Source organism: Viridibacillus sp. FSL E2-0187 (genome assembly GCF_038006425.1).
GTDB lineage: Bacteria > Bacillota > Bacilli > Bacillales_A > Planococcaceae > Viridibacillus > Viridibacillus arvi.
Genome location: NZ_JBBOVG010000001.1, coordinates 1,962,536 through 1,989,111 on the forward strand (window position 1 = coordinate 1,962,536; position 26,576 = coordinate 1,989,111).

Genomic DNA, 26,576 nt, shown 5'->3' on the forward strand with positions numbered 1-26,576 from the left:
TCTCTATGGAGGGCGGAAATTCCGCGGTACCACCTCAATTGCAGCAAAAAACGCTACCACTTTAAGCGATATAACGATTCGCTAATCGAACTGCCATACTCAACTTTCAAGCAGTCACTCAAAGGTCCATTCCATTAGTTGCTACGTATCGGTTTCCACCAAATCCGACTCTCTATCCGCGCATTCCTTATGTACTAATCCTTATCTACGAGTTCTGTTATACAATTGTGTGTAAAAATGTTACTTGCATTTATTATAAAGAGAAGTGTCTTAAAATTCAATCATTAATTTAGACTGATCTCTCATGGCTATAAAATAACTTATAGGCATCTAATAGAATTCTATAGTGATATCTAGTTCAAATTACAACATATGCTATACTTTGAACTATTAAAATATTAATAGTTTAGTTAAAAGGAAGTGTCTTATGAAAAAATTCAGTATTATTTCATCAGTAATTATCATCATATTAGTCATTGCTTATGGTTTAGTCGGAAATTACTTTTACAATTTCGCATTAAATGCTAATACGGAAAAAGAATTTTTAACCGGTAATCCGCATTTAGCTCAATCGGAAGCTGTTTCAGCTGAAGTAGCAAAAACAAGTGAATTAGCGGATGTTGCCTTTTCAAAAAAACACCCACCTATTACAAAAAGTATTGTTTCTTCAGATAAATTAACATTAAAAGGACATTTATATGAAAACAATAATTCAGATCATAAATGGGTTATCGTCGATCATGGGTATACCTCAAATAACACTCTAATGGTTCGATGGATCCGCAATTTTTATGAAAAAGGATACAATGTGTTAGCACCAAATCTTCGTGGACATGGAGAAAGCGAAGGAGATTACATCGGAATGGGTTGGGATGATCGAAAAGACATGCTTTTATGGATCAAGACAATTACTGATGAAGATCCGAAAGCTGAAATCGCCTTATTCGGAATTTCCATGGGTGGAGCCACTGTTATGATGACCTCAGGCGAAAAATTACCTTCAAATGTAAAAGTAATTGTTGAAGATTGTGGTTATTCATCTGTTATGGATGTATTTACATATCAGCTTGATGACTTGTTTAATTTACCAAAGTTCCCCGTTATGAACGCGGCTAACACCGTCACGAAAATCCGTGCAGGGTACGATTTAGCCGAAGCCTCTGCCGTCAAACAAGTGGCGAAGAGTAAAACACCTATGCTATTTATCCATGGTGACAAAGATACATTTGTCCCTTATGAAATGCTAGATGAAGTTTATAATGCGGCAAATGTTGATAAAGAAAAATTAATTATTCCAGGTGCAGGTCATGGAGAAGCTGAAAAAGTAAATCCAGAGAAGTATTGGAATACGGTGTGGGGATTTGTAAACAAATATATTGATTAATATTGAGTAACTTTGATCTGGGAGTAATTGCTCCCAGATCTTTTTTTTCATTAAAAAGCCAAAATCTTAACAATTATAGATTTTGGCTAAATAATCTTTTTATTTCATTTCTAATTCTTGCGATGGCTCACCTTTTTTATTTAGAAGTGTAATTCGTTCAGGATCAATTTTCAAAATGACCATTTCTTCAGGTTTATCAAATATTAATCCTGATAGCTTACTTAGAATCTTCGTCTTCATACTTTCATCATCAAATTGAGTGACTTTTCCTTCATACTCTACATAAGTATCGCCAAAACCTTTACCTTCATAGCCAAGTAATATGTGTGTAAAAGGATTTTCGTGCAGAGTATCATATTTAGTTGTCTCTTTACTTGTCGCTGTGTAGAGAGTCAAATCATCATTAAAAAAGGTCATGTAGCATGAATACGGTTTGTTATTATGCACTGTAGCCATTGTCCCAACTTTACTATCTTTTAAAATTGACAGAATATTGTCCTTTAATTTATTCATAAAGAAAACAACTCCTTATATATTATACGTTCAAATGTATATTTCCCTATAAGGAGATATATAAACATTATCTATGCCGATTTGTTTTGAAAAAAAGCAAGCATATATCGTAAGTAATGTCGAGTCGTTGTTATTCGCTCTTCTAATGATTTAGCAATGACATCATAAAATGCCGTTCCTGCGTCTGTTCCTTTTAATTTCCGTACAGTACGTCTTTCATCTGGCCAATAACCAATGAGCAAATCAGTTTCTTCCATTTCACGTGCGATTTGATATAAATATCCGTTTGAAGGAGTCCAACCAAACACGTCTTCTAGTTGTTGACCTACTTCTGCCATATAAAAGGACGATCTTGTTTGACTTAGTTTAAGTGCCAAATAGCGTACGATATCCTTTACTGATATAAGTTTCGAGAAATAAGCACGAAATTCTTCTGGAAGCGGATGGTTAGGTGCAGCTGGTTTTTCCCCGTTTTTTGTTAAGGCATAATAAAAACGATCCAATACGAGTACGATTTCATGGAATTGCTGGAAATAGAGTTTTTCGTATCTGCGAAGTCGTTCAATACCTAGCCCAGTAGCATGATAGAATAGCCTTTTTTGTTCTTGTCTTACTTTTAAAGCCCCATCTGCTTCTAGTTGTTTTGCAATACGTGCGACATATTCATAGCCAACAGGGCGTCCGGGAAAGTCTTTTTGAAAGGTTTTATGTATTTCAACAGAATAACATTCCGTTTGTTGTGTTTTGAATAGCCAATATAGTGCCACAGTATCTTTTATGCTAAAGCCAACTGTTTGTTGGAACGTTTTTTCTTTCATATACATCACCTTCCAATTAATAGTTTTATTTACATTTATTATAAACCTCGTTAGTCCATATATTCAACAAAAAATATACCCCCATATATACTCCCCTACCCTATCAATATCATCCACATAAATAAAGCGGATTAAGAGGATAAGAGACCTATATAGAGGCGTAGTTTTCTAAGATTGCACATTAATTAAAGTACTTTTACTACGATTATGCGCTTGATCAATAGCGTAAAACGAAACAGTTGAATTTCTCTTTAACTTTTTAATGTTAAACGAAAATTTACCAGAAGATTTTACTTCGGTTTTAGCTATAATCTTTTTTTCTTTAATCATTTCGATTATTGCAAACGGTTCAGCAGTACCTGTAATAATAGTTGAGTTACTTGTTACCTTATTTACTTTTGGCTTGTCTGGTGCCGTTTTATCTATGACTGTCAGTCTTTTTACTGGGCTCGTATTGCCTTGTTTATCTGTAATATAGACGGATAATTTACTATTGGCTACCTGTTTTTTAATAGCAGCAGTATAGCTACCATTTGATTGGACGGAAGCTTGAGCTATTTTTTTATTCCCTTTATAAATTAAAAACGTCGTATTTGCTTCAGCAGTACCACTTACCTTTGTACTCCGATCAGATACTTTTTTTACTGAAGGTGAATGTAAGAATTTCTTTGCAGGTGTTTGGATAGTAATTGCTACACCTTGCGAAACATTTTTCGCTTCGTCTTCTGTTTTCACTTCAATGTTATACGTCTGACCTGGCTTCAAATTGCGTATTGTATATGTAGATTCATTTGTGGTAGCTATTTTTTTATTATTTACGTATATTTTAGAATGTTTAAAGTCTTCGGTTGACGGCTTTCGCCAATTTATCTTAGCTGCATTTATTTGAATTGATGACGCTATTAATTTTGTCACCTCAGCAGGTGGGGTAACGTCCTTTAACGTATGCAATTGCAGGTCTAGGCCATTGGATGCTCTTCCATCTCGGCTTACAACTTTTAAAGTTATCTTATAGTCTTTAGAAGCTTGTAATTTTTTTATTGTATATTTGTTTGCAGTGGTGGATGTGACAAGTTTATCATCTAAGAAAATAGCTATCTTTTTAACGTTCGTATCATTTGGCAATGAAAAACTAACAGTCGCAGTATGATCGGTTACTTTTTCAATTTGAGGATCAACCAAATCTTCAATGACTAATTCATCGGCTTGTGGGTATTGAGCCAACCCATGCCCATATAAATTGTCGATCCCTGTTATACCGAGGTCAATTGCCTGTTCATCTAATTTTGCACGTAATTCTTTCGCAGATAAAAATGGGTATTGCTGTTTTAATAGAGCAAGTATGCCTGTAACATGCGGTGCTGCATATGAAGTACCGCTAGCATAAATCAATTTGCCGTCTTTATTAATCGTAGGTACAGCTTCACCTGGAGCAGTAAGATTCATAGATGAGCCTGTATTTGAGAAAGTACTAATCTTTTGTTTAGCACTAATAGATGATACAGCAATCACTTGACTATATCTTGCAGGATAAGTGACATTTCTATCATTGCCATCATTACCAGCCGAGGCAACAATTAAAATACCTGCGTTATAAGCTTTTTGAACTGCATTTCTTAGTGCAGGGACATCAACATATAAACCAGAAGAAATATTAATAATGTCCATTTTGTTTGCAATAGCCCAATCAATTGATTTGACGATTTCTGTTGTAGTTCCACTCGTTGTGCCATCCGCATATTTCAAAGAATATAATTGGACGTTTGGTGCAACCCCAATAACATCAGTGGTTTTTTGGTCTTTTAAATAACCACCAACTCTTGCACCGATGACTGCAGCTACTGATGTACCATGCCCATTATTTCTTATACCTCCACGATCCACATTGTCTGATTCTTTAATAACTGTTTCTGGCAAATCCCTCACAAAGGATACTCTTCTTACAACATTCTGCAAATCATCAATAGGGTTAATTCCTGTATCAATAACCGCTACTTTAACTTTATTGCCAAAAATACCGTTATTCCATGCTACAGGCGTATTGATTAAACTTATATTCCAAGTAGGTATTAGTAAAGGTTGAGCCGGTGTAGCCAAATCAGCTAAAGTCATTGGTGCTTCTTTAGTATCAACAAATTCAATGTTAGGATCTTTCTTTAGGTCAGACAGTTGTTGCTCTGTTAAAGATGCTTCAACCATTTCCACATTGTCCAATACTTCACCGACATCTTCAGCGTCCCCTAACACTCTCTGTTTACCTTCTTCGTTTTTATATGAGATCAACGCATTAATTGTATTTTCTTCAGCGTAAGCGAATTGATGTTTATCGGATAAGGTCCATAAAGCTGTTAAAGCAAGGCATGAAATACTTACATGCTTCCATAAAGGCTTTTTCACTGTTATGAGACCCCCTTTCTTCATTTTTTTAGCATAAAGTCTAATATTATGTATATTTTATTCTACTTAAAAGACTTTCACAAATCTAATATATTTTTAGCTCTATAAGTTTATATATTCTAGCATCCCTAAATTTAATATTAGATACAATCTTATGTATTTGAATTGAACTATTGGATAGAATACTCTATAAAAAAGAAACAAAAAAGCCTTCTCAAGTATTGCAGAGGAGGAATTTTTAAAATAATAATAGACGTCTTTTTTCTATTTTTTTAATTTTAACCTAAATTTTGGTTGAAAAGGAAAAGTAATTTTGCTATTATCAATAACAATAATTAATGAGCGATGAAGAGAAGAGTAAATAAGAAGGATTATTACAGAGACCCTTGGTTGGTGAAAAGAGGGATGGGAAATCTTATTGAACAAAAACTCCGAGCTTCGTACGGAACTAAGTATAGAGTTACTTAGGGATACTACGACGGATTCCCCCGTTATAGGGATAGGGTATCGCACTTTCGCCGTACCTGATAAGGCTTGTTGAGTGATCAATAAGCAAACTGAGGTGGTACCGCGAATTCAAACTCTCGCCCTCAAGACATTGACATATGTCTTGGGAGGTGGGAGTTTTTTTATTTTCTATTCATTTCTTAATGATTAAAAAAATTTTAAGTTGAGGTGATTATATGCATTGGGCATATCAAATTGCAGAAAGATTAATTCAGAAGTATCCCACAAAAGAGGTTTTTACTTGTGCTTCAGGGATAAGCCCTTCAGGTTCCGTTCACATTGGGAATTTTCGTGAAATAGTAACAACTTTTTTTGTTGTAAAAGCATTAGAAAGTATGGGAAAAAAAACACGATTCATTTTTTCTTGGGATGATTTTGATAGACTAAGGAAAGTTCCACAAAATGTAGCTTCATCTTACGAGAGGTATATTGGCATGCCTTATTCAGATGTTCCAAACCCTTTTGGTAAAGGATCTTATGCTAGTCATTTTGAAAAAGAGTTTGAACACTCATTACTAGCATTTGATATCGAACCCCAATTTATATATCAAAATATTGAGTATCGTTCTGGACGGTATATACAATTTATACGAACTGCATTAAAAAAACGTCTAGAGATTTATGACATACTTATGCGGTTTAAATCTAGCCCCCCTATAAAAGAAGAACGTGCAACCTTTTATCCAATTACATTGTACTGTCATGTTTGTAACAAGGATTCGACTACAATAAACTCTTTTAATGCAGAACTTGAAATTTTTGAATATGAGTGTACTTGTGGAAATAAAGGATCTCAAGCTTTATCAGATAGCAACAATATAAAGCTCAACTGGAAAGTAGATTGGGCAATGCGCTGGATGGTAGAGGATGTTGTATTTGAACCAGGGGGGCGTGATCATTCCTCTGCTACAGGAAGTTATAATGTATCCAAAGTTATAGCAAAAGAAATTTTCGATTATAAAGCTCCTGACTATGCTGCATATGAGTTTATAGGATTAAAAGGCACAAACCAAAAGATGTCTAGCTCATCTGGGAACGTTATTACACCAAATGAATTGTTAAATGTATATACACCAGAGCTTATTCTATTTATGTTTGCAAAATACAACCCCAATGCTGCTTTTAATATCGGTTTAGATGAGGATGTATTACGTAATTATTCAGAGTATGAACGGTATCTATCCTCTTATATTCAGGGCTTACTAAAAGATGAACACTTAATACATTCCTTAAAATTAGCAGGAGCAAATAGATCAATGAAGCAACCTAATTTTAGCCAAGTAGCAAGTATTTTCTCTTTAATTGGTTTTAACACCGATTTATTACACACATCTTTAAGTCAAACAGGTGAAAAACATACAATTGAAGAAATAACACGGATCAGCCACCGAGTAGCTCATTGGATGAACGATTGGAATCCTAATCGGTTAGTAAGTATTAATGACGAAAAAAATACTTTATACTACAATAGTCTACCTGAACTACAACAAGAGAAAGTGAAACAGCTTGTGGATTTACTCGCATTTGAACCTACCTTAACAGGCGATGCTTTAATGAAAAATATTTATGCCATCTGCCATCAGGATGACAAAAAAAGAATGCGCGAATATCAGAAAGACTTATTTAGAAATGTTTATCAGCTAGTGATGAATGAAAATAGTGGTCCTCGATTACCTTTGCTTATTAGTGCAGTGGGAAGTGAAAAAATAATAGAATTGCTTACTTTTTCTTAAGTATTTGAAGTTAACTATATAACATGATTAATTAATCATGTTATATAGTTGTATAATCACTTCTTCTGATTATCTTATAAAGTAAACAAGTAGCAATGTTCAGGAAAAACAAAATGGATAACTGTAACATTGAATTAACGAAAACGTATAAAAACAAATCCCAGTATGCTTCACCTGGGGGGAAATCTCCCCACTTTATTGAATCTACATTAATATAATTAATGAAATAGAAAATAAAAATGGAAAAGAAGTAACTAATGTACACAAAAATCCAATGTAGATAAAATTTGATTTTGAATCTACTTGACCATAGTAGCAAATTGATAGTTATACTAATTAAAGGTATGTAAAAAAGTTGAAAAATGGTCACCACATTATTGTCTATCAACATCAAAGCATAAAAATATTGAGCTAAACAAATGATTAATAAGTTTGTTAAAGCTACTAAAAGAACCGATGAATGTTTATTTTTATCCAATGTGTGACCCTCCTTAGTGGAATAAATGAAATTTTAACATAATTCCAACAATGTTGATATTATCCTTTTTGTAAGTAAAAAAAGAACTCAGAGTCCTGAGATTCGATTATTCGCTGAGTATGAAAGCAAACTGTATTAAAAAAAGAACTGTTTTAAAAGTCTAGATTAACGACTTTCGAAACAGTTCTTTTTCTTTTCTAGTTATTCAACATTCCATATTTCACTTTTATTCGTTCTAATTTTTCACCAATCGGTTTGGCTAAAACGAGTAAAAAAACGACATTTGATACTACATAGACAATCGTAAACGGAATAGCTGTTGACATAGCAATTAAATACCTTTTCCAAGAAAACAACCCATCATAAGAAATGACCGTCCAAATGTCCATACAGAAGGAATACATTATTCCAGCAAAAACCCCATAAATAATGAGTGCTATTTTGCTTTTCATCCAACCTTTTTGTCCTAATAGACCAGCGATAAAACCAAGGATCCCCCATGTAAACATTTGAAATGGAGTCCATGGACCTTGTCCGAAAAAGATGTTTGATGCTATGGCAGATGTCGCTCCTGTTAGAAATCCTGCTTCCGCTCCGAATGCAAATCCAGTAATAGCTGTTATGGCTGTCACTGGCTTAAAAGCAGGGATCCAAATGAAGGCTGCACGACCTGCAACAGAAATAGCCGACATAACAGCTATCGTTAAAATTTCTCGTGCTTGTGGTTTTCTTCTTTCAAATGAAACAAAGAATGGCACACAGGCTAATAATACGATAATCATAGATATAAGATTGTATTTACGATCATTGAAGATAGTCACTCCAATAAGCATGACGATTGGAATAACTACAAATATAATGATACTGGAGAAAATTAGACGTTTACGGGAGTAGTTATCTGCTCGAGCTGTTGATTGTGCTTGCATAACGAAATCACGTCCTCACTTGTCACTGCAAAATCATATAAATGACGCGACATTCGATGCGCTGCAGTTGTATAAAAATTATTTCCACTGTAAAACAGTTTTGGTTCATCCTCAGAAACGATATTGCCATCAAAGAACATGGCACAACGGTCAGAATACTGCGCTGAGAACTCAATATCATGTGTAACCATTACAACGGCCACTCGACGCTTTTTAAGCGCTCTCAGTACTTCGGCGAATATTTCCTTAGAATATGCATCAATGCCCTTTGTAGGCTCGTCTAGCAGGATTATTTTAGGGTTTAATAACAAAACCTTGGCTAAAGCAACTTTTTGTTGTTCTCCCCCGCTCAAATCATATGGATGACTATCTAATAAATGACCGATATTAAGTGTTTTGATAATTTCATTTAGCTGTACATTAGCTGCCTCTTTTGAGATGCCTAAAACGTCGATTATACTATCGAATTCAAGTTGTACTCTCTTTTCAACGAGTAGAGTTAATGGGTCCTGCGGTAATACAGCTATATTATTACGATACAGTTCGCCGTTTGAAAACTTTTTAATGGGTTTTCCATTAACGAAGACTTTTCCTCGATATGGTTTAAATAATCCTGACATTATACCTAGTGCGGTTGTTTTCCCTGTGCCGTTTCCACCTAAAATACTAACAATCTCCCCAGCACGTACTTGCATTGAGAAACCTCTTAATACATCTTGAGCATTCTTTTCATAACGGAACCATGCCTCTTTAACTTCCAAAACAATGTCATCAGTTGGATTGGCCGTACTCAATTTTCCTTCTAAAGCACGTACTTCATTAGTAAAGTGCTTTGTAAGCCAATTTCGCCCATCTCGTATCGTTAATGGTACAACATCATTGATTTGCAATGCATTATTAATCCGCACTGGTGTAGGTAAGCCTAGCATCATTGGATGAGAGGAATCGAATGCTTTTAAATGTTGTGCAACATCCTGTGGTGAATCATTACAAATAATGCGACCTTTCTCCATGACCACAACACGATCTGCTATAGGAAAAACCTCTTCTAAGCGATGTTCTACAAGAATAATTGTTAATCCAAGTTCTTTATTTAACTTTTGCAAAGTACCGATGAATTCTGTAGCTGCTATTGGATCAAGCTGTGAGGTCGGTTCATCTAAAATCAATAACTTTGGTTGCATAGCCATAATTGCTGCAAGATTTAACAGTTGCTTTTGGCCACCGGATAACTCCATCGTACTTTTCCTAAACCACTGCTGAATACCGAAAAAATTTGCCATTTCAGCCACTCTACGTCGAATTGTCATCGTGTCTAATCCTAAGTTTTCAAGACCAAAAGACAACTCATGCCAAACTTTATCAGTGACAATTTGATTTTCTGGATTTTGCATAACAAAACCAATTTCAGAAGCTGCAACGCGATCAGGTAAATCGGCCAATGCAGTACCCGCATAAAGAATAGTCCCTGATTTCTCACCATGAGGAGCTATTTCTCTTTTTAAATGTTTTAATAATGTACTTTTACCACAGCCAGATGTACCGCATAGAACAGCAAATTCACCTTCTTCAATTGTTAAATTGATATCATCTAATACTCGCTCTTGTTTATCTGGATATTGAAAATTTACATGTTGTATTTCAATGAGCGCCATTTAATTGCCTCCCGAATTTCTATCACAATAGGTATTACTAGTAAACTAGCATAAGAAGTATAAAGTCCTATACTAATTGGAGTTACAGTTAATTCAGTAAACGTTGGATAAAAATAATACGTTGTCACACCAAAGTAACTGCCAAGAATGTTTATAAAAAGAAGAGTTAATATAATCCCAAGTAAAAACCCATCTCTTTTTTCAAAAACGAATAGTGAGAATGTGGAACGGTTTTTCAAACCATAACCACGTGCTTTCATCGAATCAGCGGTCTCAATCGCATTTTCAAGTGCCCAAGTTATAAGAATGGAGATAATTCGAATCCCGCTTTTTACTCTTTGCCAAGGATTGCCGGCTGAAATATCCATGCCAATTGTCTTTTGTGCATGTGAAATAACTGTAATTTGATGTTTAAAGCGCGGAACAAGACGTAATGTTAATGAAATGACCAACGCTAGTGCAGGGGATACCTTACCGAATAAATAAAGAAATTTATCAGATGTCATTACAACGTTATAACAACCAAACCAAAAAATGACTGAACAAATCATAATGGACATCGCAAATCCATAAACAATAGCCTCTAATGTTATAGGATTATAATCTATGTAAAATAGAATGATTTCCCCGTCATGACTAATAAGTGGATTAATAATTGCTGCGATAAAAAACATCGGTACGAAAAACTTTAATCCACTTATAAATGATTTTCTATTAAGTAATAGATTTAATGTAATAGCTCCAATACATGTAATAAGTAAATAAACTGGATGCATATAGAACATGGAAAGTCCGATGACAGATGCAAAATATGCGAAAAGGACAATGGGGTGATACGTTTCAAATGCTTTCATGATGCTTATTACTCCTTTTAATCATTATCTACCTATATCACGGCCTAGATCGACTGTGTATTGAAACTGAATATTGTCACCATTTTTAACGGTAACTGCACTCACACCATAATTAGGGGTCTGCCCGTTTATAGAGTACATCCAACCACTTAATTCCCCTGCGTCGAATTCATAAAGGTGATTAATCCCTTCGATATAGACAGAGCCATATTGATTGTCGCCCGCTCCTTCATATTCCATATGAATACCATGTTCTTTTGTAGCTCGTTTAATAATAGACCAAACCGTTTCGTCTTCGTTTAAGATCTCATATTTCGTAGACTTTAAAATTACACCATTTTTCGGCACGTATTTTTCACTCTGTAACGCAGGTTTTAACATATCCCAATGCGTTAGCAAAGTTGCAGCACTAATAGAAATAGTTACATATTCTTTTTTCTTTTCATCTTCTTTATTAGGCTTACTTGGCTTTTGAGCGACGTTATTATTTTCTGGTTTTTTAACCTTGTCGGGCTTTTGGTCTTTTTCTGGTGTTTTATCTTTAGATTGTGCTGGACTTTTATCTGGCTTTTCTTTATTTGAACTAGTCGAAGTATCTTTACTAGGTGTTTTCGAAGTTGATGTTGACTCAGTTTTAGGTTTGCTAGTTGGGTTCTCTTTTTTTGACGTTACCTCTGCTTCATTTTTTAGTTCTTTTTGCTTTGTTTCGCTCTTTTCCTCTTCTTCGTTATCTGGCTTTTTAGCCTCTATTGTAGAATCCTTTTCTATTTCTTCCTTTGTTGATACATCACCGTTATCTCCTTTAACGATTATCTTAGTCTCACTTGCTCCCTTAACACTCTGCTCTTGTTCAGTCTGATTATTATATTCTTCAACAGATTGAATCTTACAGCCAGTGATAATAACCAATGAGAAGATCATCATTAGCCATAATGGTATTAATTTTTTCATTTATCGCACCTCTTCTTATAGATGGGAATAGGGTGCTGGAGATTAACTCCAACACCCTTCCTAATTCTTTCAAATTATTTCGTTTTAACTGTTACTTTTGTAGCATTACTTTTGTTGCCGGCTTTGTCTTTGGCATAGACTGTTAATTTCGAATTAGCCTTTTGATTTTTAATTTTCACAGTGAATTGACCTTTACTATTTACAGTGCCTTTACCGATAGACGTCTTGCCTTTTAATACATATACCTTTGCACCTTTTTCAGCAGTACCAGTCACTTTAGTAGTTGATTTTGTTACTTTTTTAACTGAAGGGGCTTTAGGAGCCGTTTTATCTACTACAGTTAATGTGTATGCTTTACTCTTATTTTTAGCAGCATCTGTAACATAAATTTTCAATGTTGAATTCGCTTTTTGTTTTTTGATTGTTAGAGAATATGTGCCTTTCGCAGAAGCAGTTGTTGATGCTAGTAACTTAGAGCCGTTATAAATTGTAACTTTCGCACCAGATTCTGCTTTGCCTTTAACAATAGTTGTTTGATCACTAACTATGTTAGCTGTTGCTAGTAATGGTGCTGTAATGTCTTTAACAACTATCGAGGCATTGTTACTTCTTACACCATCAGCATTTTCTGCGATTGCAATAATATTGCTTCCAGCCGCTTGTTTTTTAATTGTTACTGAGAAATTCCCTTTAGTATCAGCTTTAGCTTTATTTAATAAATTATTGTTATTGTAAATATAAACTGTAGCATTTGCAGTAGCTTTTCCTTTAACAACAGTTGCGCTATCACCAACAGACTCCACTACCGGTGCAGCAATATCTACTGCGTAGAATTTAATAGATTCTGCAGCATCTGACATATCATAAATACGGTTTTTGTCGTTTTCTAGACGATTATATGCAGCAAGTGCACGTAATCCTTGATCTGAAGACATTAAGTTTGGAATTTTAAGTGATAAACCACTCTTTAACCCACCCGTAGCACTATCTACAAAATTTACTAGGTTAGAAACAGCCCAGTTACCATCACCTTTAATGAAACGTGGATCCGTCTTTGGATTTGTTTGATTAGAAGTTAAATTGATGATGAATTGAGATACCGTTTCAGGACTGTCACCTTTTGCCCACTCTGAGTAGAAGCCGCCTTGTTCACCTAGTTCTTTACCTAAATAATCATTTGCTTTTTCAACTGCTGCTTTTACTTTGTCATCCTTTGTATAAGGTGCTAAAGCAGTAGCCGTCATTGACGTTGAATCTTTATCAGACCCATAATCTAGAGACCATGCAAATGATCCATCTTCAAATTGATCTTTTACTAAATCATTTACCAATTTCGTTCTTGTAATCTCAGCGTATTTCGCTTCATTTGATAAATCATAATTTTTCGTATCAATAGCGTTTAAGAAATGAAATTTATTCCCATTAGTTAATTTTTTCGCTTCTTCAGTAGCCAAATATGTATCATACATAGATTTAACTAAATCATAACCTCCCACATTACGTGGATCTTTGTTGATTGCTGTTAATGCAATAATGACTTTTGAATATTTACCAACGTCTTCAGAAATTTTACCATCTTTACTTTTAACCTCTTTAACAAGGTTGTTATAGTAAGTTTCATAGTATTTAGATGGAACTGGTACGCTAGCACGAGCGAAATCTGTTACATAGTCTTCATCACCAAATGACGGGTTAGGCACTTGTTGTAGTAAAAATGCCGCTGTTGAATTTAGAACGTTTTTATAACTGACATCTTTCGCTGGTACTTGAACTGTCGCTGAAGTATTTTCTGCAGCGTTTACTGTTGACAATTGTCCCGGTAGTTGTGAAAAGGCTAATAAACTTGCCATGCCGATTGGTGCTACCCATTTTCTTACCCATTTACTTGTGTACATGTTGAAATCCCCCATATCTTTTTGTGAATTATTTGTAGTTTTTGCTTCAAAAGGATGAACATATATATAAGGGCAAAAAAATATCCCTTTACGCAATGTAAAGAGAATTTGGACGGCGAAATGCCAAAAAAATGTACAGTTATATACAAAAAGGCCTTCGATGCTCCAAATCTCCCCCTCGAAGATTGAAACTACATTATAAAAGCAGGTCTCCTGGCTTGTGTATCTATTTACTCTTGTTCCTTCCCAGCGCATTAAACATGCACCAGTGGTTCGCAACAATTTCATCCACACTTACAGTAGCGGGGCTGCATCGGATTTACACCGATTTCCCTTTTAGCTTATGATGAACATAAGCACTCTTATAAGAAATATTTAATTGTCTATTAATCTAAAGTATTTCATAAAAGTTTTAGATTGTAAATTAGATTTTTGTATTGTAATAAAATTCAGACTTTTTTCTCTTAATTTAACAGAAACATGACAAAACCCTACCTGTTTTGAGCAACGGGTAGGGTTTTTATAAAATTGCTATGGCATCAGACTTCGTAATCATCGCTTCCCTTCGTATGTTGATTGAATGCGTTTAACTGTTCTACTGTTAAGTTTTTCACATAAAGATAAAAATTCATTGACTCCATACCATAATTTTCACAAGCAAGACAATACGTTTCATAACCTTCTCTATACATTTCCATGTGAAACCTCCTGTTATATAACAAATTTATTATTTTTTATTAATATATAACAGTTTGAGTTATCTGTCAATTATTCTAACGAAAATTTTTATCCTATTTTTCCATATAAAAAACACCAAACTTTGTAATTGAAAGTTTGGTGTTTTTTATTAAATAATTGAGGTCTCATTCTTAACTTTGTCCTTCGTAACAAGACTTACTACAACAAATGCTACTAAAGATAAGATAATAGGCAACGTAACCGTATGCATACCTAATACACTTGGCATTATTTGATCGATGTAGATATATGATGAAATCCCGATAATCATTGAAGCAATCGCACCGTATTTGTTTCCTGTTTTCCAATATAGACCGAATATAACCGGCCATAGGAATACAGATTCCAATCCACCAAAAGCAAATAAGTTCAGCCAGATAAGTAAATCTGGTGGTCGTAGAGCTACTAGTACCACAGCTATTCCAATAACTGTAGTCACATAGAAACTTGCCTTTTTAATCTGTGCGTCTGAAGCAGTTGGTTTTATATAGTTTAAGTAAATATCTTTTACAACAGTTGAACTTACTAAAATAAGTAAAGCATTGACCGTAGACATGATTGCTGCCATAGGAGCAGCAAGTACAATTCCTGCTAAATAAGGTGGTAATACTTTTAAAGTCAGTAAAGGCATCACTTTATCACCTATTTCTACCCCTGGTAGTACAGGACGTGCTAGTACACCAATTAAATGCATGCCAAACATAACTGTAGCCAGTGCAATTGTGCCAATAATAATGGCTGAATGCATGCCTTTTGAGTTTTTATATGACATGGCACGAACCGCAATTTGAGGTAAGCCTATAACACCTATCCCAATTAAAATCCAAAATGTCGATACGTATAATGGCGTTAAACTACGATCTGCACCATAAGGAGATACAAGATTCGGATTTTCAGCGACTAAATCACTCATTATATTTGAAATTCCACCACCAGCAATAACCGTTGCGACAAGTAAAATGACTGTCCCAATGACCATTACTGAACCTTGTACTGCATCCGTTAATGCGACTGCACGGAAACCGCCAATAATCACATATATTAATACAGCACCTGCAAAGATAAACAATGCAGCTGAATAGTTTAAGCCGGTTAATGACTCTATTAATCGCGCTCCACCAATCCACTGTGCAGCCATGGAAGCAAATAAAAATAGAATTATACTAACTGCAGATACTATGACAACCGTTTTGCTTTGATATCGTTCACGTAAAAAATCAATTAGTGTGATTGCTTGATATTTACGAGCAATAATTGCAAATTTTTTACCGAGAATCATTAGAACGAAATAACCTGCTGGTAACTGGGCCATCGCCAAAAGTACCCAACCTAGGCCAGTATTGTAGGCAACACCTGGTCCGCCAATAAAGCTACCTGCACTACCGTAAGTGGCCATCATTGTCATCGCTAGTAAGAAGCCACCCATTTCACGTCCGCCAAGGAAATATTCTTGCAAGAACGAATTTGATTGCATGACTTGGCGATTTGCCCATATCCCAATTCCAAATATAAGTACAAGAAAAACAACTAATGGAATAATTACTTGCCAATGTATCATTTGTGTTCACTCTCCTCATCGTCAAATGACACTTCTGTGAAGAGGAATTTAATAACAAAAACTATCAGGATGACCATGAAAATAGTACCTGCAATACAGCTATAGAAAAACCATGCTGGAAAACCAAATACATATGTATAAGAAGAAGGATCTCCTGAGCCCATCCCATAAGCAAAGCCAAACCAAATACTGAAGTTGATGATTACAAGAATCACCCCAATGATAGCTTCCCGATGCGCAATTTTAAATCGCTTATCATTCATATAACAATCTCCTTTATGACAAATCACAACATATCAAAAATAAGTTGCTTTAATAATAATACGTTCTCGTTTAAAAAATTGAAAGTATAGAGTTTAGTTTACATAATAATATTATGTAAACTAAAAAATATTGATATAATAATACCTATTTATATATTTAATGGATATATTTACATAAATAGTATTTTTGGAATCAAAAAAGGAGGATTAGCTAAGAAAAAACATCACTTGCAGTGACAAGATGTTAAGGAAAATATAAGTAAAACACATATAAAAAACGCCTCTAAGTTAACTTTCTAACTTGGAGGCGCTTTAAAACTTAAAGTACGCTTAATTTATCATCTTTTAAATCACTGATGAACATACAACCGGGTCCGTGGGTAATCATAATAGCTGGTTTACTTTCCATCGCTACTGCTTGAGGTGTAACGCCACAAGCCCAAAATACTGGTACCTCGTCTTCTTTGATTGTTACAGCATCTCCAAAATCAGGCATATTCACATCTGTGATCCCAATTTGGCTTGGATCGCCAATATGAACTGGGGCACCATGAACATCTGGGAAGCGAGAAGTAATTTGTACAGCTCGGATTGCGTCAGCATGTTTCATAGGACGCATACTAACAACCATTGGGCCTTCAAAAATACCTGCTTTTTCGCATGGGATATTCGTTTTATACATAGGTACATTACAACCTTCTTCAATATGTCTTACTGGAATTCCACTTGCAAGTAGTGGCGTTTCAAAAGTAAAGCTACATCCTAATAGAAAACAAACCATATCATCTTCCCAATAATCTGTAACATCGGTTACTTCTTCAGTGAAAACACCATCACGATATATTCGATATCTCGGTATATCTTTGCGAATATCTGAACCAGGAGCAATAGAGTTAGGTGTAAATGACCCAATATCGGATACATCCACTAGTGGGCAAGATTTGGGATTGCGTTGACAGAACAACAAGAAATCATACGCATATTCTTTCTTTAAAATCACTAAGTTTGCTTGTGTATAGCCTTTAGCCATTCCCGCTGTTGGTCCTGTCAGTTCACCATTTCGAATTAATTTTCGAATAGCAGTTGGAGCCATTGTATCGAATTGTGTCATCATATTTCCCCACTTTCTTTACTAGCTAAATAGTTTAGGTAATTCGACAATAAGTGTTCGAACGCTAAGTACAGCCATAACGACTACAACAAAAATACCAGGAATCGTTAACCACATCGGATGCTTATAGTTCCCAACAACATCTTTTTTATATGCTGCGATTAATAACGTACCAAGTGCAAGCGGTAAGATTATTGCATTGATTGCCCCTACTAAAACTAGAATTTTCACAGGTTTACCAACGAATGCAAATGTGATAGTTGATACCACGATAAAGCCAATAATAACCCAGTTATGATACTTTTCAATCATTGGGTGGAATGAACGAATAAATGATACAGATGTATATGCAGCACCGACTACAGAAGTAATCGCAGCTGCCCACATAATAACACCAAACATACGATAACCAATTTCACCTGCAGCTAATTTAAAGACAGAAGCAGGTGGGTTAGCAGGGTCAATTGCCAAACCTTGATGTACTACACCTAATACCGCTAAGAATAGTGCTACACGCATAATACCAGTAGCAGCAATACCTGTTACTGAACTTTTCGTTACATCAGGTAAAGATTCTACTCCTTTAACTCCTGCATCTAGTAAACGGTGGCCACCGGCGAAAACAATGTACCCACCAACTGTCCCACCAACTAAAGTTACGATTGAAAGGATATCCAGTTTTTCTGGTGTAAATGTATTTGCTAATGCATCACCAACTGGTGGCGATGTTGTAAAAGCAACATACATCATAAGTAAAATCATGATAAAGCCAGCTGCTTGTGCAACCTTATCCATCGCTTTACCTGCTTCTTTTACAAGAAAAATGAAAATTGCAAATACTGCACTAATAACTGCGCCCATAATCGGATCCAAGCCGAGCATAGCATTCAATCCTAGACCAGCTCCAGCAACGTTTCCGATATTAAAAGCTAGTCCACCAATAACAATCATGATGGCTAATACAAGACCTAAACCAGGAAGTACTTTGTTGGCAATTTCTTGACCACGCATACCTGATACTGCGATGATACGCCATACATTCATTTGAGCGAAGACATCTAAAATAAGTGAAACTAGAATAACAAAGGCAAAACTAGCTCCTAATTGTTGTGTAAAGACCGTCGTTTGTGTTAAAAACCCTGGTCCAATCGATGATGTTGCCATTAGGAAGGCAGCTCCTAATAAGACGCTACGTCCTACTTTCTTTCTGCCTTGTCCTTGATCTAAGCTAACCTTTGTCATATGAAAACCCCTTTTTATACGTGAAATGCTTGAACGTTGATGTTATTTTTCTCCAATGTGTTTCGTATATATTTTGCAAATGCAAGTGCATGTATTCCATCCCCATGGATACAAACAGTATCTGCTCGTAATAATACTTTCGTTTGTTGTTGAGACTCAATATAACCTTCTTTGACCATCGTTACGACTTGATTTACAGACTGTTCCTCGTCTGTTACTAAAGCATCTGATTGTGTGCGTGAAGTAAGTGAACCATCCGCTTGATATGTACGATCAGAAAATACTTCATGAGCTGTTTGAAGACCAAGTTTTTCTCCTGCCTTCGTTAACTCACTTCCAGCTAATCCGAATAATACAAGCTCAGGTGAGACATCATATACAGCTTGTGCAATAGCTTCAGATAATGCCTGATCTTTCGCAGCCATATTATATAATGCTCCATGAGGTTTTACGTGCTGCATTTTCTCGCCGAATGTTGATAAAAACCCTTGTAGTGCACCAATTTGATATACGATCATGTCATAGCCTTCTTGAGGAGTAATTTGCATTGGGCGACGTCCGAAGCCATTTAAATCAGGCAAACCAGGATGAGCACCAATTTTTACACCTTTAGCTATAGCCATTTTAACTGTTTCCCTCATCACTGTTGGGTCTCCTGCATGGAAACCACATGCTACATTAGCTGAAGTAATATAATTTAAAATTTCTTCTTGTTCCCCTAGTTTGTATTGACCAAAACTTTCTCCTAAATCGCAATTCAAGTCTACACGAAACATTTTCTCAGCCCCTTACTAATTCAAAATTGATTTAATGTCAGTTTTTCTAACACAAAATTTATATTATCACTAAATCATTATTCTGAAAACATTTATTTTTGAACTTTCTCACAATAATGAATTATCAATTGTAAATAACTTACTTGTCATTTACTATTATCTATCTATATGATTATATTGTTTAATATGCAAAATGAGGGGTTGTACGTTATGGGAGAAGAATTTAAACACGTGAAATTTAAACCTTTGGGTGATTCAGCAGTAATGGTTCAGATTGGGAATACAATTGATCCATCAAACTGCACTATTTTACAAAATTTAGCATCATTACTTGAAGAACAGCCATTTGAAGGGTTTATAGAAGCTGTTCCAGCATATACAAATATTACAATTTACTACAATCCATATACACTTTTTAAGGTTAATGGAAATGTAACATCATATAGCTTTGTATGTCGGTATGTACAACAACTGATTACTCAAATGACAACAGTTAAACAACACACGCAAAGAGTAGTTGAAATACCCGTTGTCTATGGTGGTGAATATGGTCCAGACTTAGAATATGTGGCCGAAATTAATGGTTTAACGACAGATGAAGTCATTCAGTTACATAGTGCAAATGATTGTCTTGTTTATATGCTTGGTTTTGCACCTGGTTTTGCTTTTATGGGAGGCATGAATGAAGCTATAGCAACACCTCGAAAAGAAACACCTAGACTTGCCATTCCTGCACTTTCGGTTGGGATTGCAGGCAAACAAACAGGAATTTACCCATTTGAAACACCTGGTGGCTGGCAAATCATCGGTCGTACGCCACTCGATTTATTTTTACCAAATGAAACACCACCTTCCCTATTGCAAGCAGGTGATTGTATTCGCTTTAAACCAATATCTGAAAAAGAATACAAACAATTGAAGGAGACAAGATCATGACAGTTACAGTCGTTAAACCAGGTTTATTAACTACCATTCAAGATCTAGGGAGATTCGGGTCACAAAAATATGGAGTCATCGTTAGTGGTGCTATGGATGCTTATTCATTAAGAATTGCGAATATTCTTGTAGGTAACTTAGAAAGTGAAGCCGTACTTGAGGTTTCATTATTTGGGACTGTATTACAATTTAATGATGACCATCTTATTGCACTAACAGGTGGAGATTTAACAGCAACGATTAATAATGAGCCTGCACCACTTTGGCGTCCATTTATAGTGAAAAAAGGAGACTTATTAAAGTTTAAAAGAGCCCACAAAGGTTGTCGTGCTTATGTAAGCTTTGCTGGCGGTATTCAAGTTCCTATTATAATGAATAGTAAAAGTACATATTTAAAGGCGGGAATGGGCGGATTTGAAGGTAGAGCATTGCAAAAGCAGGATGAAATAAATATCGGACCTTATACTAAAAGTAATAAAGAAATACATCAATATGCAATACAACTAGTAGGTCCTGCTTCTTGGTCTGTAAATTACAACGAATTAATCTCTTTAAAGCAACAGCAAACAATACGTGTGATGCCTGGTACAGAGTGGGATAGTTTTACCACTGAAAGTCAGCATTGCTTAACAAACAACCCTTACACGCTTTCTACAGAAGCTGATCGTATGGGGTACCGCTTTGAGGGGCCAGCGTTATCATTGACAGAGAAATTCGAATTATTATCAGAGGCTGTGACCTTTGGAACAGTTCAAATCCCACCAAGTGGTAAACCGATCATTTTAATGGCCGATCGTCAAACAACTGGTGGTTATCCGAAAATGGTTCAAGTCATCACAGCTGATTTAGCTAGTCTTGCACAGTTACAAACAGGCGCTAAAATCCGATTCAAGCTCGTAACATTAGAGGAAGCTCAACAAGCATTAATAGCTAAAGAGCAAAAAATAAAAACTATCGCTACTGCTATTCGCTGTTCTGCAAAGCTTTCTTAACATGTAAAAAGTTTTGTCCAACAAAAATATAGAAGAACAAAGAGAAAGAGCATGTTTTGAATGAAGATTATTCAAAACATGCTCTTATTATTTTTATATCTTTGTATATTTACTTATAACTTTAAAGTCATAAATAAACTATTCGGATCCTCAATGTAATTAGAAAAAGGCTTACAATATTGAAACCCTTTTTTCAAATACAGCCTCTTAGCAGGTTCATAAACCTCCATTGAACCTGTTTCTAAACTTAATCGCTTATATCCACGGTACCTAGCCACTTCAATAATATGCTCAAGAATACTTCTTGCAACGCCTTTCCGTAAATATAATGATGCAGTACTCATTTATTTTATTTCACCATGGTGTGCATCCAGTTCTTTTAGTGCTCCGCAACCTGCTAATGCGCCTTCTTTCCATGCACTACAGAAAGTAATCTCTGGTTTTTTTATTCCTCGATATTTAACTCATGTATACTTTCTGGTGGAGAATTTAGTGCCATACCTTGGAGATGCTCCTCCAGTAACGCCTTAACGTCATCACCTGATAAATCATCAATTCTAATATCCAAAGAATACACCTCTCAGTTTCTATTATTCATTTGCAAGTACATTCAAGGTACGTACTTAAGGCAGGATAGCAAATGAGCGAACTGGGAAGCCAGAAGCCTTTTCAGGTTTAGGTACGATGTTAAAGATGACAGCCCCTTTTGCGGGTAGCTGGTCTAGATTAGTTAGCAACTCTACTTGATATGTATCTTGTTCCAATACATATAGTTCACCTAGTAATGCATTGTTTTGACGGTATAAAATGCTAGAATCCGTATCAAAAGTTTCATGTCCTACTGCTTTAATATGACGCTCTTCAAACAAGAATTTTAGCGCATCAACCGACCATCCTGGTGCATGTGGATTTCCCTCAGCATCAAAGTTATTGAATGCTTCAACATTAGGCCAGCGTTTGCTCCAATCCGTACGAAGAGCAACAAATGTACCCGCTTCAATTTCACCGTGTTCGGCTTCGAATTTCAAAATATCTTCAACTGAAATCGTGAAATCATGATTCTCTGCTGCATCTTTTGAATGATCTATTACAATGAGCGGCAATGCAAGTTCTTTTAACTCTAATTCTTCTAAATAACGAGCATCACGAACAAAGTGAATAGGTGCATCTAAATGTGTTCCATATTGTCCAGCAAACGAGAAATTTTGAGCAAAAAAACCATCATCATGTGAAAATAAAGTTGTTTTTTCCAACCCATTGAATGCGTTGAAACGGGGTGTTTCTGCTCCAAAAGTATGTGTTAAATCGATCCATTTCTTTTCTTTTAACGTTTGTAGTGCATTGATTAATTCTGTTGACATATCCATCACCTCATCATTTTTTTGAACAAAAAAACCTCTTCTTGATAAGAAGAGGTTGACGATACGTCCATGCACTCTTCTTATCTTCAAGCATACGCTTCTGGAATTAGCACGGTACATCGTCCGTTGCTGAGATTTCACAGGGCCAGTCCCTCCACCTCTCTGGATAAGAAAAAAGTTATTTTGTTGATTCTTAATTTACAACTATAGAAATCTATTGTCAATAAAAATTTAGAAAATTCTTTATAATATATGATTTTTATAATCAATTATGATAGCTTTCTTCTACAATAATAGTGTAATATGCGCTCTAGCCTTGTTTGATGCCAAATGGCCAAATGCTAACCGCCTACTATCAAGAGGCTTTGTAAAGGGCACTGAGCCACTCTCAGTGCACGTTTAGCTGAAACTGACTTAGTTGATCCTCAAAACTATAAAAATCTCGCGATAGCCGGCTACAATTTATATAATATATTTGTTAAGTTCTTACTACTATAAGAAGCAAAACTAAATACTAAATAAATTAGATAATAAACAAACGTTTTGAATAAAAATTATAAAAAAAGTCACCCCAGCGTATTGGGTGACCTTTTGTCTAGCTTTCTATATATAACACTTCCCTAAATTCTCGATACATACAATTCATGTAATTTTGCGGAAAATTCATCTGTCGGTAATGGCTTACTAAAGTAATATCCTTGTGCAAAGTCACATAGGTTTTCACGGACGATATATAATTCATCTTCCGTCTCTACCCCTTCAGCAACCACCTGCATACTTAATGCATGTGCTAATTTGATAATAGCAGTCACCATTGCGACATTACTAAGCCCTGATTTTAAACCATGGATGAACGATTGATCGATTTTCAATACATCAATTGGAAACTGTTTTAAATAGCTTAGAGAGGAGTATCCTGTTCCAAAGTCATCAATAGCGATGATTACACCTAGAGCTTTTATTTGATTAAACGTTTCAATTAATTCCTCTGTTTGATGCATTAAGCTCATTTCGGTAATTTCCAACTCTAAATTTTTTGCTGGTAAACCTGTATCTTGTAATACTGCACGTAAATTGTACACAAAATTTCTTTCCTTCAAATGAATAGGCGAAATATTAACTGAAATACGAATATCAAACCCATATTCATCAAGCCACTTCTTCATTTGTTTACAAGCCCTTTTCAATGTCCATTCACCAATAGAACTAATCAATCCACACTCTTCTGCAAAAGGGATAAACTTAGCTGGAGAAATAAAACCGTAATCCTTATCATACCAACGAATTAAAGCTTCCATTCCGTTTAATTGATTTGTTTTTAAATCGATTTTCGGTTGATAATATAGTTGAATTTCATCTTGCTTAATAGCATGACGGAGTTTTGTTTCTAGCAGCAGGAATTGATTATGAGTACTATTCATCGTATTTTCATACTGTATGTAATTGCTAGCTCTATTCTTTTTAGCTTCTAGCAAGGCCACATTCGCAAACTTTATTAAGTCCTCGGGTGTATCTGCACCAGCTAGACTTGAGCTTATACCGATACTAATAGAAGAATAGAATTCAAATTGTTCAATCAAAAAACTATCTTCAAAATTAGCCATTATTTGATGTGCCTTCCAAATAGCATGTTCATTATTCTTCAATATGATCGCAAATTTATCACCACTATAGCGAAACAGTGATTTTTCGTCGATACCTAATCTTTTCAAGCGAGTCGCTACTTCAATTAGAAATAAATCACCTGTTAAATGCCCTAATCCATCATTAATACTCTTAAAACGGTCGATATCTATCATTAAGAGTGATAATGAAAAGCCTTCTTTATGTACATTTTTGAATTGATCTGCTAAACATATATTCAACTTTCTCCGGTTATATAAACCCGTCAATTCGTCATGATAAGCAAAGAATTTTAGTTTTTTTATATTTTTTTGTTCCGTTACATCTGTTCGAATCGACACATATTGATAAAGTTTACCTTTATCATTCAAAAAAGGTATTATCGTTGTTTGTACCCAATATAAACTACCATCTTTTGCGCGGTTACAAATATCACCACGCCATATTTTTCCGCTACCAATTGTACGCCACAATTCTTTGAAAAAGGCTTTAGGATGATGGCCAGAGTTCAACAAACGGTGATCTTGCCCAATTAACTCATCTTTACTGTATTTTGAAATGGTACAAAAATGATTATTTACAAATGTAATGATACCTCTATTATCTGTTATTGCGACGATAATAGATTGGTCCAATGCATGTTGAATATCTATTAATTGTTGTACTGAATACGCATCATTATGTAGGCTAAGATCTGTCGTTTGACTATAATCTTGGTCCATATGACCTCACTCCTAATCAGTTCGGCATAATTCGAGCAATTTCTCTCTTGTTACTATTTTATCACAACCAATATAAGGCTATTATTCAAATTAAAACAAAAGGTAAAAAGTCCTAATTAGAAAAAGCTATGAAACAATACAAGTCAAAGGGAGAAATTCCTATTATCAAATTTTTACACCATTCATATAGTTTTTATAGTAGTTGTGACATATTTTTTCTACAGTATATAGGTTTTTCGCTGTAAAATAATTCAAATACAGGAATTATAAAATGCAATAATCCGAAAAATTTGGCTAGTTCGATTGTCAGGAACGAATAAATGAAAAAGAAATTTAGTGAGCTACTTTTTTTCAATTACTATTAAAAAAATTTAAAAAATCACTAATTCATTTAAGTTTAAATTATATAAAATCAATAATATTAGGTAATAGTAACTATTAGACATTTTCCTAAATTTTACATGCAAATTTCAATTAGTTTACATAATAATATTATGTAAACTAATTGAAAAAAAGACCATTCAAGATGGTCTTTAATTACTTAATTTTCCATTCTTCTTGAAGAATGCTATAAACGGCATGATCTACAAAATGATCGTATAACCACTCTGATTGACGACTAATACCTTCTAATGTCATCCCTATTCGCTCTGGAATCGCTCTACTTCTCTTATTTTCAATAGCTGCACGAATTTCTATACGTTTTAGCTTCAAATCATTAAAGGCATGATCCATAAGCTTATGTACGGATTTGGTCATAATACCTAACCCTTCATAGTCCTTCGCTAACCAATATCCGATACTTGTAGACTTGTTTTGCCAATTTATATGGTGAAAACCAATAACTCCAACTATGTTATCTTCATATACGATGGCAGTTTGGAAGCCGTCATTAGCACTAAATTGTTTCATAGCTGACCGAATAAATTGTAATGTATCTTCTACCACTTCATTTGAATCTATAAAGGGCAACCACTCTCTTAAACTCTCTTTTGATCCCATCATAACTGTAAATAACTCTTGTGCATCATGCTCTTGCAATAACTTCAGTTGCAATTTCTCATCAATCTCTACAGCAAACATATGAAACCTCCTAGTCAAAATGTATTAATAAGGAATTATAGTATCAATTAAGTACTATGT

General features: G+C 35.0%; 21 protein-coding genes, 1 pseudogene, 2 riboswitches and 2 other annotated features. Of the genes and pseudogenes, 4 read left to right on the plus strand and 18 right to left on the minus strand.

Translation table 11 applies throughout. The features are described from left to right. Nucleotides 1-5: 5 nt before the first annotated feature. Nucleotides 6-217 (minus strand) — a binding site (T-box leader). Between the two features lie 210 nt (nt 218-427). Further along, on the plus strand, nt 428-1,384 hold the full coding sequence (locus MHH85_RS09510) for an alpha/beta hydrolase (protein ID WP_340706844.1): 957 nt from the start codon (nt 428-430) through the stop codon (nt 1,382-1,384). A 99-nt stretch (nt 1,385-1,483) separates the two neighbouring features. Here MHH85_RS09510 and MHH85_RS09515 read toward each other — a convergent pair whose 3' ends face one another. The 3 genes from MHH85_RS09515 to MHH85_RS09525 form a co-directional block, all read right to left on the minus strand. Beyond that, nucleotides 1,484-1,897: a pyridoxamine 5'-phosphate oxidase family protein gene (locus MHH85_RS09515; RefSeq protein WP_340706845.1), complete on the minus strand. Its 414-nt coding sequence runs from the start codon at nt 1,895-1,897 to the stop codon at nt 1,484-1,486. A 71-nt stretch (nt 1,898-1,968) separates the two neighbouring features. Beyond that, nucleotides 1,969-2,715 carry a hypothetical protein gene (locus MHH85_RS09520; protein WP_340706846.1) on the minus strand — a complete coding sequence of 249 codons (747 nt, stop codon included), beginning with the start codon at nt 2,713-2,715 and terminating at the stop codon, nt 1,969-1,971. A gap of 168 nt (nt 2,716-2,883) precedes the next feature. After that, nucleotides 2,884-5,112, minus strand: coding sequence for a S8 family serine peptidase (locus MHH85_RS09525; protein ID WP_340706847.1), 2,229 nt, complete (start codon nt 5,110-5,112; stop codon nt 2,884-2,886). Between the two features lie 336 nt (nt 5,113-5,448). After that, nucleotides 5,449-5,707 (plus strand) — a binding site (T-box leader). Nucleotides 5,708-5,795: 88 nt separating this feature from the next. Between MHH85_RS09525 and lysS the strand changes: the two genes are divergently transcribed. Further along, entirely contained in the window at nt 5,796-7,352 is a 1,557-nt protein-coding gene (gene lysS / locus MHH85_RS09530) for a lysine--tRNA ligase (protein ID WP_340706848.1), read from the plus strand. Between the two features lie 675 nt (nt 7,353-8,027). On the opposite strand, the gene MHH85_RS09535 is transcribed toward lysS, so the two are convergent. From MHH85_RS09535 to MHH85_RS09585, 11 genes are all read right to left on the minus strand, one after another. Further along, nucleotides 8,028-8,756 carry an ECF transporter S component gene (locus MHH85_RS09535; protein ID WP_340706849.1) on the minus strand — a complete coding sequence of 243 codons (729 nt, stop codon included), beginning with the start codon at nt 8,754-8,756 and terminating at the stop codon, nt 8,028-8,030. Then, on the minus strand, nt 8,705-10,411 hold the full coding sequence (locus MHH85_RS09540) for an ABC transporter ATP-binding protein (protein WP_340706850.1): 1,707 nt from the start codon (nt 10,409-10,411) through the stop codon (nt 8,705-8,707). Before MHH85_RS09540 ends, MHH85_RS09535 begins: the two co-directional genes overlap by 52 nt. Then, nucleotides 10,384-11,265 carry an energy-coupling factor transporter transmembrane component T gene (locus tag MHH85_RS09545; RefSeq protein ID WP_193739571.1) on the minus strand — a complete coding sequence of 294 codons (882 nt, stop codon included), beginning with the start codon at nt 11,263-11,265 and terminating at the stop codon, nt 10,384-10,386. Before MHH85_RS09545 ends, MHH85_RS09540 begins: the two co-directional genes overlap by 28 nt. Before the next feature lie 24 nt (nt 11,266-11,289). After that, the gene (locus MHH85_RS09550) at nt 11,290-12,216 is read right to left on the minus strand and encodes a DUF4430 domain-containing protein (protein WP_340706851.1); all 927 of its coding nucleotides are present in this window, start codon (nt 12,214-12,216) and stop codon (nt 11,290-11,292) included. 74 nt (nt 12,217-12,290) lie between these two features. Next, nucleotides 12,291-14,111: an Ig-like domain-containing protein gene (locus tag MHH85_RS09555; protein WP_340706852.1), complete on the minus strand. Its 1,821-nt coding sequence runs from the start codon at nt 14,109-14,111 to the stop codon at nt 12,291-12,293. A gap of 186 nt (nt 14,112-14,297) precedes the next feature. Further along, a riboswitch (cobalamin riboswitch) is annotated at nt 14,298-14,490 on the minus strand. Nucleotides 14,491-14,650: 160 nt separating this feature from the next. After that, nucleotides 14,651-14,809 (minus strand): transcriptional regulator, encoded by a 159-nt coding sequence (locus MHH85_RS09560; protein WP_193739568.1) that lies wholly within the window; start codon nt 14,807-14,809, stop codon nt 14,651-14,653. Between the two features lie 149 nt (nt 14,810-14,958). After that, complete coding sequence (gene panF, locus MHH85_RS09565; protein WP_340708146.1) at nt 14,959-16,404, minus strand: sodium/pantothenate symporter; 1,446 nt, start codon at nt 16,402-16,404, stop codon at nt 14,959-14,961. Further along, nucleotides 16,404-16,670, minus strand: a complete 267-nt coding sequence (locus MHH85_RS09570; RefSeq protein ID WP_340706853.1) for a YhdT family protein — start codon at nt 16,668-16,670, stop codon at nt 16,404-16,406. The genes panF and MHH85_RS09570 overlap by 1 nt, the downstream gene beginning before the upstream one ends. A gap of 319 nt (nt 16,671-16,989) precedes the next feature. Next, entirely contained in the window at nt 16,990-17,781 is a 792-nt protein-coding gene (locus tag MHH85_RS09575) for a putative hydro-lyase (protein WP_340708147.1), read from the minus strand. Nucleotides 17,782-17,802: 21 nt separating this feature from the next. Continuing rightward, nucleotides 17,803-19,023, minus strand: a complete 1,221-nt coding sequence (locus tag MHH85_RS09580; RefSeq protein ID WP_340706854.1) for an NRAMP family divalent metal transporter — start codon at nt 19,021-19,023, stop codon at nt 17,803-17,805. 14 nt (nt 19,024-19,037) lie between these two features. After that, the gene (locus MHH85_RS09585) at nt 19,038-19,799 is read right to left on the minus strand and encodes a LamB/YcsF family protein (RefSeq protein ID WP_340706855.1); all 762 of its coding nucleotides are present in this window, start codon (nt 19,797-19,799) and stop codon (nt 19,038-19,040) included. 210 nt (nt 19,800-20,009) lie between these two features. Here MHH85_RS09585 and pxpB point away from each other — a divergent pair, with 210 nt between their 5' ends. Then, nucleotides 20,010-20,735, plus strand: coding sequence for a 5-oxoprolinase subunit PxpB (pxpB, locus tag MHH85_RS09590; RefSeq protein ID WP_340706856.1), 726 nt, complete (start codon nt 20,010-20,012; stop codon nt 20,733-20,735). Next, nucleotides 20,732-21,727, plus strand: coding sequence for a 5-oxoprolinase subunit C family protein (locus MHH85_RS09595; protein WP_340706857.1), 996 nt, complete (start codon nt 20,732-20,734; stop codon nt 21,725-21,727). Before pxpB ends, MHH85_RS09595 begins: the two co-directional genes overlap by 4 nt. A 113-nt stretch (nt 21,728-21,840) precedes the next feature. Here the strand turns inward: MHH85_RS09595 and MHH85_RS09600 are convergent. The 4 genes and pseudogenes from MHH85_RS09600 to MHH85_RS09615 all read right to left on the minus strand — a co-directional run bounded on the left by MHH85_RS09600 (nt 21,841) and on the right by MHH85_RS09615 (nt 26,516). Continuing rightward, a pseudogene (locus tag MHH85_RS09600) lies at nt 21,841-22,295 on the minus strand (GNAT family N-acetyltransferase). Nucleotides 22,296-22,350: 55 nt separating this feature from the next. Beyond that, nucleotides 22,351-23,088, minus strand: coding sequence for a cyclase family protein (locus MHH85_RS09605; protein WP_340706858.1), 738 nt, complete (start codon nt 23,086-23,088; stop codon nt 22,351-22,353). A gap of 77 nt (nt 23,089-23,165) precedes the next feature. Further along, nucleotides 23,166-23,261, minus strand: a riboswitch (SAM riboswitch). Between the two features lie 447 nt (nt 23,262-23,708). Next, nucleotides 23,709-25,433, minus strand: a complete 1,725-nt coding sequence (locus tag MHH85_RS09610) for a putative bifunctional diguanylate cyclase/phosphodiesterase (RefSeq protein WP_340706859.1) — start codon at nt 25,431-25,433, stop codon at nt 23,709-23,711. Between the two features lie 537 nt (nt 25,434-25,970). After that, a complete protein-coding gene (locus MHH85_RS09615) occupies nt 25,971-26,516 on the minus strand; it encodes a GNAT family N-acetyltransferase (RefSeq protein WP_340706860.1) in 546 nt (181 codons plus the stop codon). Between the last annotated feature and the right edge of the window lie 60 nt (nt 26,517-26,576).